Annotated in this window: 7 protein-coding genes; 1 reads left to right on the top strand and 6 read right to left on the bottom strand. The window is 65.9% G+C overall.

Annotated elements, in window-relative coordinates:
• Positions 1-59: 59 nt before the first annotated feature.
• From CPBF1521_RS12790 to ybaL, 3 genes are all read right to left on the bottom strand, one after another.
• Entirely contained in the window at positions 60-2,192 is a 2,133-nt protein-coding gene (locus CPBF1521_RS12790) for a TonB-dependent receptor family protein (protein WP_115677233.1), read from the bottom strand.
• Positions 2,193-2,954 (bottom strand): HpcH/HpaI aldolase family protein, encoded by a 762-nt coding sequence (locus tag CPBF1521_RS12785; RefSeq protein WP_115677232.1) that lies wholly within the window; start codon positions 2,952-2,954, stop codon positions 2,193-2,195.
• Between the two features lie 215 nt (positions 2,955-3,169).
• Positions 3,170-4,867 (bottom strand): YbaL family putative K(+) efflux transporter, encoded by a 1,698-nt coding sequence (ybaL, locus tag CPBF1521_RS12780; RefSeq protein ID WP_115677231.1) that lies wholly within the window; start codon positions 4,865-4,867, stop codon positions 3,170-3,172.
• Between the two features lie 446 nt (positions 4,868-5,313).
• Here ybaL and CPBF1521_RS12770 point away from each other — a divergent pair, with 446 nt between their 5' ends.
• Positions 5,314-6,507: a cytochrome P450 gene (locus CPBF1521_RS12770; protein WP_115677230.1), complete on the top strand. Its 1,194-nt coding sequence runs from the start codon at positions 5,314-5,316 to the stop codon at positions 6,505-6,507.
• A 261-nt stretch (positions 6,508-6,768) separates the two neighbouring features.
• On the opposite strand, the gene CPBF1521_RS12765 is transcribed toward CPBF1521_RS12770, so the two are convergent.
• From CPBF1521_RS12765 to CPBF1521_RS12755, 3 genes are all read right to left on the bottom strand, one after another.
• Complete coding sequence (locus tag CPBF1521_RS12765) at positions 6,769-9,168, bottom strand: TonB-dependent receptor plug domain-containing protein (protein WP_115677229.1); 2,400 nt, start codon at positions 9,166-9,168, stop codon at positions 6,769-6,771.
• 313 nt (positions 9,169-9,481) lie between these two features.
• Positions 9,482-11,869 (bottom strand): TonB-dependent receptor plug domain-containing protein, encoded by a 2,388-nt coding sequence (locus CPBF1521_RS12760; protein ID WP_115677228.1) that lies wholly within the window; start codon positions 11,867-11,869, stop codon positions 9,482-9,484.
• A 274-nt stretch (positions 11,870-12,143) separates the two neighbouring features.
• Positions 12,144-12,569, bottom strand: coding sequence for a VOC family protein (locus CPBF1521_RS12755; RefSeq protein WP_181901224.1), 426 nt, complete (start codon positions 12,567-12,569; stop codon positions 12,144-12,146).
• Between the last annotated feature and the right edge of the window lie 158 nt (positions 12,570-12,727).

Below are 12,727 nucleotides of genomic sequence, written 5' to 3'. Positions count from 1 at the left end.
CCGTCAGCCGACCGACGCCCCTGTACGTCGGTTGCTACGGCATGTGCCGGGTGGCAGGCCTAAAACGTGTACTCCAGCCCGGCGGTGACGGTGCGTGACGGTGCGGCCTGGCGGCCCCACGGGCTGGTATCCACACCGCGGAACCAGTACTGCCGATCGAACAGGTTGTTGATCGCCAGCGACGCGCTGAATTTTTGCCCATCGCGTTCGAACAGCGTATGGCTCACCTGCGTGTTCCATACCCAGTACGACGGCAACTCGCCGACCGAGGCGATCGCGTTCTCCTGCACGGTATTTGCCGCATCGCTGTAGGCCTTGCTGAAGTAGTAGCTCGACAGTGCGACAGTGGTGTGACCGAGCGTGTAGTTGCCGCCGAGGGTGATCTGGTTGCGCGAGGTGTAGGGCACGCGCAGCCCGCGGAATGCACCCGATTCCTGGCTGGCATCCAGATACGCATAACCGGCGTTGAGGGTGAGCGCGCGCAGGTTTTCCGGGCTCCATTGCAGTTCCAGCTCGCCGCCTTGATGGCGGGTCTTGCCGAGGTTGCGGAACATGCGCGTGGTGTTGTCCAGCTGGATCTGCTGATCGAAATCGATTAGATAGGCACCGAGTTGGATGCGGGTGCGGTCGTTGGGCTGGTAGCGCGTGCCGGCTTCGTAATTCCACGCCAGTTCGGCATCCAGGTTGTTGCCGAAGATGATCTGGGTGACCTGCGGCGCACGCAGCGAGCGCTGCCCGTCCGCATAGAAGAACCAGTGTGCGTTGGCCTGGAAACCCACCGTCAACCCCGGCAATACATCGCGGGTCTGGTTGCGCGTACGCAGGCCGGTGGCGCGATTGAAATAGCGCGAATCCAGCCGCTCATAGCGCAGGCCCGGGGTGATGGTCAGGCGTTCGTCGGGCAGGGTGATCGCATTGCTGACGTATGCGGCCAGGGCACGGTCTTCGAACTGCCAGTCACGCACGCTGGTGAACAGGCCATCGCGCAGGCGCAGATTGCCGACCAAAAAATCGATGTCCTCGTGCACCGCACGCACGCCGGCGGTCCACTGCTGACGCACGCCACCGGCATCGCCCATGCTCCAGCTCAGGCGCGGCTCGCTGCCGACCACGCGGAAGTCGCGCGGTGCGGTCTGGCGCAGTTGCGGCGGCAGGTCCGAACGCCAGGTTTCGGTGGCGGCCTGGCGCATGCCGACGATGAAGTTGCGGCTGCTGCGCGCGCTGAAGTTGGTCCAGGACAACCGGACATCTTTCAACGGGCCCCAGTCTCCGAACAATTGCTCGTAGCTCAACGATGCGCGCGTGGTACGCCCATCGAAGCTGTCCAGCGGGCGCGTGGACTGGCGCGGGTCGCGCCGGTAATCGTCCGGGCTGAGCGCGCCGGCCAGATCCATGTCGACCAGATAGCGTTGCACGCTGGCCTTGAGCAACTTGGTGTCGTCCAGCCACCACTCCGCACGCACGCGCAGATTGCTGATATCGGTATCGCTGTGCGCGCGCCAGTACTCGCCGTAAGTGCGATTGGCATCGACCTGCAGGCCGAGGTTGTCGGTGAGGTAGCCGCCGCTGCTGAGCGCGCTGTCCTGCAGGAACTGGCCCTGGCCGCCGGCGGTGACCTTGTGCGCCAGCGTGGTACTCCACTCGCTGGGGATCTCCTTGCTGACCAGATTGATCACCCCGCCGACATTGTTCGGCCCGTACTGCACGGCCGCGCCACCGCGCACGATATCGATGCGGTCGATCTGGTTCAGCCCCACCGGAAACAACGACAGGCTGGTCTGCCCGTACGGCGCCAGTGCCAGCGGAATGCCGTCTTCCAGCACCTGCACGCGGCCGCTGCGGCTTTCGTACAGGCCGCGCAGCATCAGCTGCGGCAACGCCCCGGTGCCGGTCTCGTCGAAGATCTTGATGCCCGGCACGCGCTGCAGGGCATCGTCCAGCGAGCGGTTGCCGCCATTGCGCAGTTGCTCGCGGTCGATCACCTGGCGGCTGCCGGCATAGCGCTGCACGTCGTCGGGCCTGGAACGCCCGAGCAGGCTGCCTTGCACCTGGATCGTGTCCAGCGCACGGATCGGCGTCTGCGCATCGGTGGCTGCCGCATCCGGCGACTCGGTGGCGAACGCCAACGGCGGCAGGGCCCACGTGGCCGCAGCGATGGCGATGGTCAGGGCGTGGAAACGGAACGTCGACATCTACGGCGTGCTCCTGCGGGCGGGTGGTGGAGTAGGGGCGGCGAAAGTGGCCAGATGAGCGCGCAGTGCGCGTTGAATCAGCGCGCGGTCTTCGCCGGCCAGCAGCCAGCGCAGGTCAGGCTGTTGCAGCCAGTGCGCGCGTTGCGCGTCGGTGCGCGGATTGGGGCAGAACGGCACGTTGGCCGCAACGCAGTGCGCATGCAGTTGCAGCAGCAGCTCCCACACCTGTGGATGGGTCGGTTGCGGGCCCAGGCCCAGGTCTAGCGCAAGATCCAGCGCGCCTTCCATCACCAGTGCCACGCCGGGCAGCGCCAGCAGCTCGGACACTGCCGCAATGCCGGCGGCACTTTCGATCATCGGCACGATGCGGATATCGCGATTGGCCTGCGCGATGTAGGTGGGCAGGTCGACATTGCCGAAACCGGTGACGCGCCCGCCGGTGATGCCGCGCCGGCCCAGTGGCGGGAACCGTGCCGCGGCGATGGCATCGGCCAGTTGCGCGGCCGATTCGGCGCGTGGAATCACGATCCCGCGCGCGCCGGCATCCAGCACGCGGCCGATCAGTTTTTCGTCCACTTCCGGCACCCGCACCCAGGCTTCGCAGCCGGACAGCTCGCAGGCGCGGATGGCGTGTTCCAGGTCGTCCGGCGCGCGCAGCACGTGTTCCAGATCGAGCACCACAAAGCCGTAGCCGATGCGGCCCAGCAGCTCGCACAACTGCACGCTCGGCACTGCGTTGAGAACGCCAACCGCAAACGTCATGGATGAGGCCGCCAAGGAAACGGGCGCTCATCCTGCTCCGGATGGGAATGATTATCAAGTGGATTTGGTGGGCAGTTTTCGGTGCCCTGGTCGCAGTTCGATCAATGCACGGCTGCAAGCCGTTTCGCACTGAACCACCTGCGGGCAATAAAAAACCCGCAGGCGCTGCCGGCGGGTTTTCGTGTCGTGCAGCGCTGCGCCACCCCGCCTTGCGGTTACGACGCCGGTACGCGCAATGCCCGATACGGCGGGGTGGACATCACCATCTCGGCCAGCGAATAGGCCAGCTCGCGTTCGGCCAGCACCGCGCCGTCGGCGCCGTGTTCGAGCAGGTGCTTGACCTCGGTGTCGCTGTGCGCGCGCGCCAGCAGCGTCAGCGAGGGGTTGATCGCGCGCAGCTTGGCCAGCGCCTCGCCGGCTTCCAGCGGCTGCGGGATCGCCAGGATCGCGATCTTGGCGTGCTCCGGGCGGGCTTCTGCCAGCACGCGGTCGGCCGCCGCACTGCCGCGGATGCCGGGAATGCCGGCCGCATGCGCCTTGGCCACATGATCGCTGTTGTCGTCGATCACCAGCACCGGCACGCCGCGGCTACGCAGCAGCTGCGCCAGCGCGCTGCCGACGCGGCCATAGCCGATCACGATGGCATGGCCGTCCAGCGGCAGCGGCGGGCCGGGCGGCAGCTCCGGCTCCACCTTGGCCGGGGCGTCCTGCGCCTGCCTGGCCTGCCAGCGATCCAGCCACGAGAACAGGAACGGGTTGGCGATGATCGACAGCAGCGCGCCGGCCAGGATCAGGTCGCGCCCGGTTTCCGGCAGGATCGCCAGCTGCACGCCCAGCCCGGCCAGGATGAAGGAGAACTCGCCAATCTGCGCCAGGCTGGTGGAAATGGTCAGCGCCGTACCGGTGGGATGGCCGAACGCACGCACGATCACGAACGCGGCCAGCGACTTGCCCAGGGTCACGGTCAGGAACGTGGCCAGCACCTGCCACGGATGCTCGACCAGGATCATCGGGTCGAACAGCATGCCCACCGAGACGAAGAACAACACCGCGAATGCATCGCGCAACGGCAGCGAATCGCTGGCGGCCTTGTGGCTGAGCTCGGATTCCTTCAGCAACATGCCGGCAAAGAACGCGCCCAGCGCGAACGACACCCCGAACAGCGTGGCCGACAGGAACGCCACGCCCAGCGCGATGCCGAGCACGGCCAGGGTGAACAGCTCGCGCGAGCCGGTGGCGGCGACCTTTTCCAGCGACCACGGAATCACCCGGCGGCCGACCACCAGCATCACCGCCACGAACGCCACCATCTTGAACAGCGTCAGGCCGAGCGCGGCCAGCAGCGAGGTGGATTCGCCGTCATGCGACGCTGCCGGCGCGCCGCCGCCCAGCACCTCGGCCAGGGCCGGCAACATCACCAGCGCGATCACCATCACCAGGTCTTCGACGATCAGCCAGCCCACCGCGATGCGGCCGCGCTGGGTTTCCAGCAGGCGGCGTTCTTCCAGTGCGCGCAGCAGCACCACGGTACTGGCCACCGACAGCGCCAGGCCGAACACCAGGCCATGCATCAACGGCCAGCCCATGCTCCAGGCCAGTGCCCAGCCGAGCAGCGTGGCGACCACGATCTGCGCCAACGCGCCCGGAATCGCGATCCATTTCACTTCCATCAGGTCGTCGAGCGAGAAGTGCAGGCCCACACCGAACATCAGCAGCATCACGCCCAGCTCGGACAGCTGGTTGGCCATCGTCTGGTCGGCCACGAAGCCGGGCGTGAATGGCCCGACGCAGACTCCGGCCAGCAGATAGCCGACCAGCGGCGAGAGTTTCACCTTCTGCGCGAGCGTGCCCAGCACGAAAGCGACCGCGAGGCCGACGGCGATGATGTCGATGAGGCTGGTGTCGTGATGCATTCCAATCCGTTGTGAGAGTGTCCGAGAGAGCGTCGCGGGCGCGACCAGCCAACGGCACTGCGCCGGGCATCGCCTGCGGGCATTGCGTGGTCATGGCTGGAGTCCGGCGCGGGGGAACAGGACCGCGTTGCTGGTCCGGTTGGCCGGACGCCCATAGTACACAGCGCTTGATTAACGTGATGCGACACGCAGCGCATGCACGCACGCGGACGCATGCATCGGACCTCCGCGCGCATGGCGCAGCGCCCTGCGCGCGCTGGCGCAGGCTGCGATGCACGGCGCATGCCCGGCACGCCGATTCAACATAGACGACACCGCTTCGCCCCTGCGCAAGGCCGCTGCGCGGTGGCGGCCGACAATCGGAGCCCCCAGTGGAGTGCCTGCGTTGTCCGGCAGGCCCACGCCCTCATCGCCCCTGTCGCGGGCGATGCCCTACGAGCCAGGCCATGCATCTCAGCGATTTCGCAACACCCCAATTCCGGCACGATCCCTATCCGACCTACGCACGGCTGCGTGACGAAGGGCCGCTGGTGCAGGTGGCGGACGGGCGGCTGATGTCCGGCCGCTACGCGGTGGTGGATCGGCTGCTCGGCGATCGCCGGCTCGGCCGCGATTACCTGCAAAGCATTCGGTTGCGTTACGGCGAGGCGGCGGTGCACCTGCCGCTGTTTCAGGGCATGAGCCGCATGTTCCTGCTGCTCAACCCGCCGCTGCACACCCAGTTGCGTGGATTGATGACACAGGCCTTCGGTGCGCGGCAGATGGAGTCCATGCGCCAGGTGGCCGGCGATACCGCCGCCGGGTTGATCGACGCTTTCCAGGCAAACGGCCACTGCGATCTGCTGACCGAGTTCGCGTTCCCGCTGCCGATCGCCATCATCTGCCGGATGCTGGACATCGATGCGGCCGATGCCACCGCGCTGAGTCATGCGACCAGTGCCCTGGCAAAGGTCTTCGATCCGATGATGACGGCCGAAGAACTGCAGGCGACCAGTGTCGCCTATGACCAGCTGGCAGCGTATTTCCACGACGTGATCGCGCAACGCCGCAGCGATGGCGGCGAGGATCTGATCACGCGCTTCATCCAGGCCGAGGACAACGGCCGCCGCCTGAGCGATGAGGAAATCGTCTCCAACGTGATCCTGCTGTTCTTTGCCGGCCACGAAACCACCTCCAACATGATCTGCAATGCGCTGGTCGCCCTGCATCGGCATCCGCAGCAATTGCGCCTGCTGCAGGACACCCCGAGCCTGCTGCCCAATGCGGTGCTCGAGTGCATGCGCTACGACAGCTCGGTGCAGATCGCCACGCGCACGGCCTTGCAGGAGTTCGAGATCGAGGGCGTGGCGGTTCCGCAGGGCGCCATGCTGTACCTGATGCTGGGCGCGGCCAATCACGACAGCCTGCAGTTCACCGACCCGCAGGTGCTGGATATCCGCCGCCAGCAGGGCCGCGCGCTGTCCTTCGGCGGCGGCATCCACCATTGCCTGGGCAACCGGCTGGCCCTGATCGAGATGGAGGCTGCTCTGGCCTGCCTGCTGGCGCGTCTGCCGGCGCTGCGGCTGGAGCAGCGCGACACGCTGAGCTGGAACGATCGCGCCAACCTGCGCGGCGTCGATGCGCTGCTTGCTTCCTGGTGAGGTCGTCGGGCAATAGCAGCCAACAAACCCTCCTGGACGCTGCACGGATGGCGGCAACGCGTGGACCACGCCCGCCGACGCACTGTGGCCATCAATACGGCGTTCAACGGGATACACACCATTGTGGTAGACGGCAAACAGCCGCTGCACGCGTGTTGCGGTGGCTCCAACGACAAACACCGCCGAGCGATCGGCGGTGTTTGCGTGATACATGAGCTGGTCGGAAACTTCGATCAGCACTCTACGATCGAGCGTGGCGGCCTAGAACCGATAGGTGACCCGGCCGTACCAGTAACGCCCGTTGAAACCGAACGGTGACAGCGACGAATACTGCAGGCCGCCGGCGCGGTCGTCGTAGCCGGTGGTCAGCTGCGCCTTGGTCGGGTACTGGTTGGTGAGGTTGTCCGCGCCCACGGTGAAGGTGAATGCGTTCCAGGTCTGGCTGGCGGCCAGGTTCAACAGCCAGCGCGCGTCGTAGGTCTGGTCCTGGCTGCCATCGGCCGGATCGCTGATGCGCTTGATCGATCCGTAGCGGGTGGCGTTGAAGTTCAGTGCAAAGCCGCCCAGCGTCCAGTCCGCCGCGGCCATGTACTTGGTACGCGGGGTGGCATCGGTGAGCAGGCCCTGGCTGGCCCGCCCGAAGTTGGGGTTGGACAGTTCCAGGATCGTGGTCTTGTTGTAGTTGGCGCTGGCACTGAGGTTGAGCTTGCCGTAGCTGCCCAGGTCGGCGAGATAGCTGTTGATCCAGTCCACGCCACGGGTGCGGCTGGTGGCGCCGTTGACGAAGAACTGCACCGCGGCCACCTGGCCGATCGGCTGCGCCAGCTGCAGCTGGTCCGAGTACAGGATCTGGTCCCAGATGCGGATCTGGTAGACGTCCAGGCTGGAGGTGAAGTTGGCCGTCGGCTGCCACACGCCGCCCAGGCCGTAGTTGGTCGATTTCTCCGGGCTCAGCGGGCCGGCGCCCAGCGCCACCGCGACCGGGTCGGAGGTGCGGTAGGTGCCGACCTGCACCAGCTCGCCGTTCTGGATCAAGGTCACCACCGAGGCATAGTTCTGCTGGGCCAGCGACGGCGCGCGGAAGCCGTTGGAGATGGTGCCGCGCAGCGAGAAGGTATCGCTGAAGGCGTAGCGCGCCGATAGCTTGCCCGAGCGCGTGGAGCCGGCGTCGCTGTAGTTTTCGTAACGCCCGGCGATGCCGCCGGACAGCTTGTCGGTGATGTCCGCTTCCAGGTTGGCGTAGACCGCGTTGCTGTGGCGGCCGAACTTGCCGGCCACCGACGGCTCAAGCCCGGAGAACACCTGGGCGCCGCCCGGATATGGGGCACCGTCGTCGGGATTGATGGTGTTGGGATCGAAGAAGTACGACGCCGGCGAGCCGGCGGTGATCTGGTAGCGGTCCTGGCGATGCTCGGCGCCGAAGGCCACATTGACCGGATACGCCAGGCCCCAGTCGAAGGACTTGTTGACGTCCAGGTTGATCGTGCCCTGTTCGGTTTCGAAGCCGCCGGAATTGAAGTTGGTCGGCGAGCTGCCGGTGGTGTAGTACAGGTTGGTATTGATGCTGTTGAGGATGTTGAAGTTCATGTCGTTCTTGCCGTAGGTGGCCGACATGTCCCAATTCCAGTCGCTCTCGGTGCTGCCCTTCAGGCCCAGCACCGCCGAGCGGTCATTGGTGGGGTTGTAGATCTGCGGCAGGAAGCCGTTCGGGTAGATCGCCTGCACGTTGCGCGCGGTGTTTTCAGCTGCGCGGTAGTAACCGTTGGAGGTGACTTCGCGCCGGCTCATGCTGAGGTGGCCGTACAGCTCCAGGTTCGGCGAGAACGCATAGCCGAAGGCGGCCAGCCCCTGGTAGAACGTGGAGGCCGGGTCGCCGTGGCGCTGGTAGGGCACACCGCCCGGGTTGGGCGTGCCCGGCACGGTGGTGGCGCGGTTGGTGTTTTCGCCGCGGTTGGTGCTCATGGTGTTCTGGTAGTTCCAGGACAGCCGCACCCAGCCCGGCGCGGTATCGCCGCCGCTGCCGCCGAAGGGCAGGCCGACCGAGCCGTCGATGCCGTTCTGCTCGCCATCGCCCTTGTCCATGATGCCGCCATTGATCGACACGCTATTGCTGCCGGCATCGGCGCCATGCTTGAGCACGATATTGACCACGCCGGCGATGGCATCGGAGCCGTACTGGGCCGAGGCGCCGTCGCGCAGCACCTCGATGCGCGCGATGGCCGACATCGGCAGCGAGTTCAGATCGGCCGGCGCCGAACCGCGCCCGACGTAGGGGTTGTAGTTGATCAGCGAGGAGGTGTGATAGCGCTTGCCGTCGACCAGCACCAGCACCGCATCCGGCGACAGCCCGCGCAGCGTGGCCGGCCGCGCGGCATCGTTGCCGTCGGAGATCGCCGGGCGCGGGAAGTTCAGCGAGGGCAGCAGTTTGCCCAGCGCGGTGGCGATGTCGGTCGCGCCGGTGGCCTGCAGCGACTGCTCGGTGATGATGTCGATCGGCGATTCGGATTCGGCCACGGTGCGGTCGCTGACGCGCGTGCCTGTGACGATCAGCGTATCCAGGGTTTTCTGCGGCTGGGCAGGCTGCGATTGCGCACTGGCGGCAAACGTACAGACGGTGAGCGCGGCCGAGATCGCAAGCGAGAGTGCGTTGGAGGTGTGCATGGGAATGGAGACTCAAGGGGGATGATGGACGCAGCACTGCGCTGCGTGTAGTGCGGGGGAAGAGGACGGCGGACTGCGTGATCCGTGTCGCCTGCACGCAGCGCGTGTGCGCTGGCGGGATGGCGGGCACGGCAAGGACAACGGACTGCGACGCAGCGTCTGCTGCGTGGCGCATCCTTGCGAAATGAGGGGGGAACTCGCCCTGTTGCGACAATCGGACAGGGCGAGCGATGCTGCGGGCGTGCCGCCTGATCTCAGCGACGTGGGGCGCGGCGATCGAGGTGCCGGTCGTTGCCGACCGGCACGTGGCGATTTACCACTTGTAGCTCACGTTGGCATACACCAGCGCGCCGTTGAAACCGAACGGCGAGGCGCTGCTGTACGGCAGGTAGGTGCGCGTGCCCAGGCCGGCTTCCTGGCGGTCGGGATATTCGTTGAGCACGTTGTCGCCGCCGATGGTGAAGTTCCAGTCGTTCAACTTGTAGGACGCGGCCAGGTCCAGCGTCCACTTGGCCGCATAGGTCTGGTCGCTGCCGGCGTTGGTGCCGAAGGTGCTGAACTCGCCCCAGCGCGTGGCGGTGCCGGTGAACGACCAGTTGCCCGGCGACCAGGTGCCGCCCAGGAAGAACTTGTCGCGCGGCGTGCCTTCGGTGATGCGGCCCAGTTCGGCGCGGCCGATGCGCACCGCACCCGGATCGATCGCTTCCAGCGCTGCCGGGTTGTCGGCGATCCGTTCCACGTCGGTCTTGTTGTAGTTGTAGCCGGAGGTCAGCTCCGCGCTGCCGCCGTCCAGGTTCCAGCGATAGGTGCCGACCGCATCCACGCCCTGGGTCTTGGTGTCCACCGCGTTGGTGAAGTAGCGCCCGCCACCGATGCCCGGGAAGCCATTGGCCTGAAGGTAGTTGCGCGCCGCATTGGAGGTGAGGTTTTCCGACAGCACGATGCGGTCATCGATCTCGATGCGATATGCATCGACCGTGATGTACAGGTTTTCGATCGGCTGCAGCACCACGCCAAGCCCGTAGTTCTTGGATTCCTCGGCCTTCAACGGCTCGGCGCCCAGTGCAATGGCGGCCGGGTTGTCGGTACGGAAGGTGCCGATCTCGAACGGGATCGCGGTGACCGTGCCGTTGGGCTGGGCCACGTTGAGGAACTGGGTGGCGATCGACTGGAAGTTCTGCTGCTGCAGCGACGGCGCGCGGAAGCCGGTGGACGCGGTGGCCCGCACTGCGATCTTGTCGGTGAACGCATAGCGCAGCGACAGCTTGCCGGTGGCGGTATCGCCGAAGTCGCTGTACTTCTCGTAGCGGCCGGCCAGGCCGGCGGAGAACTTGTCGGTCAGATCCGCTTCCAGGTCCACATAGGCCGAGTGGCTGTTGCGGTTGTAGTAACCGGCATCGGAGAGCTTGAAGCCCGGGAACACCTGTGCGCCCGGGATCAACGCGCCACTGGCCGAGGGAATGCCGCCGTTGGCCGATGATGCCGCATCGCCGGGCGACTGGTTGAACTTCTCGCCGCGCCATTCCGCACCGAAGGCCAGCGTGACCGGATATGCCAGGCCCCAGTCCAGGGTCTTGGTGAAGTCGGCATTGAGCACGTTCTGGGTCACTTCCAGCGTGCCGGCATGGAAGTTGGTCGGGCTGGCCAGCCCCAGGCTGTTGTTCAAGCTGTTGCGTACATCGAAGGTGAGATTGTTCTGGCCGTAGTTGTAGCTCAGATCGATGTTCAGGCCGCCTTCGGTGGAGGTCTTCAAGCCACCGACCCACGACACGTCCTTGCTGACGTTGTAGATCTGCGGCAGGAAGCCGTCCGGATAGATTTCCGGGCGGTTGCGGTTGTCGCCGGCAAAGCGGAAGTAGCCGTTGGACAGCACCTCGCGGCGGCTGACCATGCCGAACGAGTAGAAGGTCAGGTAATCGGTGGGGCTGTATTCGCCATTGAACGAGATGGCGCCCTGGTCGATGTCCGGGTCGCCGTAACGCTGCTCCACGCGGCCCTGGAAGGGCAGTGCGCGGTTGGTCTGGTCCGAGTGCCCGGCCTGCGCGGCCAGGTGCACCTTGCCGGTGCCGGCGAAGCTGAAACCGGCATCGCCGGACAATTGATACTGCTCGCCGTCGCCGGCGCTGTACTTGCCGTAGCGGCCATTGACGCTGCCGCCTTCACCGCTGCCCTTGAGCACGATGTTGATCACGCCGGCGATGGCGTCGGAGCCGTATTGCGCCGACGCGCCGTCGCGCAGCACTTCGATGCGCTCCACCGCGGCGATCGGAATGGTATTGAGGTCGGCCGGCGACGAACCACGGCCCTGGGTGTCGTTGAGGTTGATCAACGCGGTGCTGTGGTAGCGCTTGCCGTTGACCAGCACCAGCACCTGGTCGGGTGACAGGCCGCGCAGCTGCGCCGGGCGCACTGCATCCGAGCCGTCGGAGATGGCCGGGCGGGGGAAATTCAACGAGGGGATCGCGCGTGACAGCGCGGTCGCCAGCTCGGTGGTGCCGGTCGATTCCAGCGCCTGCGGCGAGATGATGTCGATCGGCGATGCCGATTCGGCCACGGTGCGATCGGCCACGCGCGTGCCGGTCACGATCAGGGTATCGAGGGTTTTCTGGGTGGGAGCTTGTGACTGCGCGACTGCGCTTGAAGCGGAAAACGACAGTGCAAGAACAACGGCAACTGCGAGTGGACTGGTCTTGCAATTCATGCGGTGACAACTCCGAGTGGGGAACGGATGCATCGCAGGGGCCCCCTTCCCGGGCCGCGTCCGTTGCGGCAGCTGCGGTGCGTTTCCAACCATTGACCACGCATAACCGCATGTCAAATTTTGGTTATGTTGCGCTTGCAACCGTTATCGCAAATATGCTTATGAAAACGTTGCCAGCTTGCACCAGAGTGATGCGTCGCTTGCACCCGACCTGCTGCTGCACGGGTTTTTTTGCACCATCATGGACATCGATAGCAGTTATGAAACTTCTGCATCAGAACGTGATTTGCACCGCATCGGCGATGCGTTGCGCAGGACCATGGAACACCGCTTCGATGTTGTTGCCATCTGGATCCAGGGCAAATGCTGCGTAATAACTCGGGTGATACGGGCGCACGCCCGGCGCGCCGTTGTCGCGGCCGCCGTGGGCGAGGGCGGCCTGATGGAACGCATGCACCATGGCGACATCGTGCGCCTGGAAGGCCAGATGGTGGCGGCCGGTGAGTACGCCTTGCGCCACCGTGTGGCGATCGGACACGAACAGCTCGTCGGCCCAGAAGAATCCCTTGCCTTCGCCACCGATCGGAATGCCCAGCACATCGAGCACGGCCTGGTAGAAACGTCGGCTCGCCGCCAGGTCGTGGACGACCAGATGCAGGTGGTCGATCAGACGGCCGCGTGAGAGTTGCGCTGCGTCCATGGTGGGTGCTCCATCAGGGTGGAAGCGCGTTGATACCACTGCGGCCGCCGGTGGCTCTTCACGGCGCATCGATGCCCGCCTCCGGATGGCCTGCATCAGGAAAACGCCGCAAGCACGCCGGGCAAAAACGCACACGCCCCGGCAAGCCGGGGCGTGTG

This window comes from Xanthomonas euroxanthea (assembly GCF_900476395.1).
Lineage (GTDB): Bacteria > Pseudomonadota > Gammaproteobacteria > Xanthomonadales > Xanthomonadaceae > Xanthomonas > Xanthomonas euroxanthea.
The sequence above is the reverse complement of the archived record's forward strand: the minus strand, read 5'-3'. Positions and strand labels throughout refer to the sequence as shown.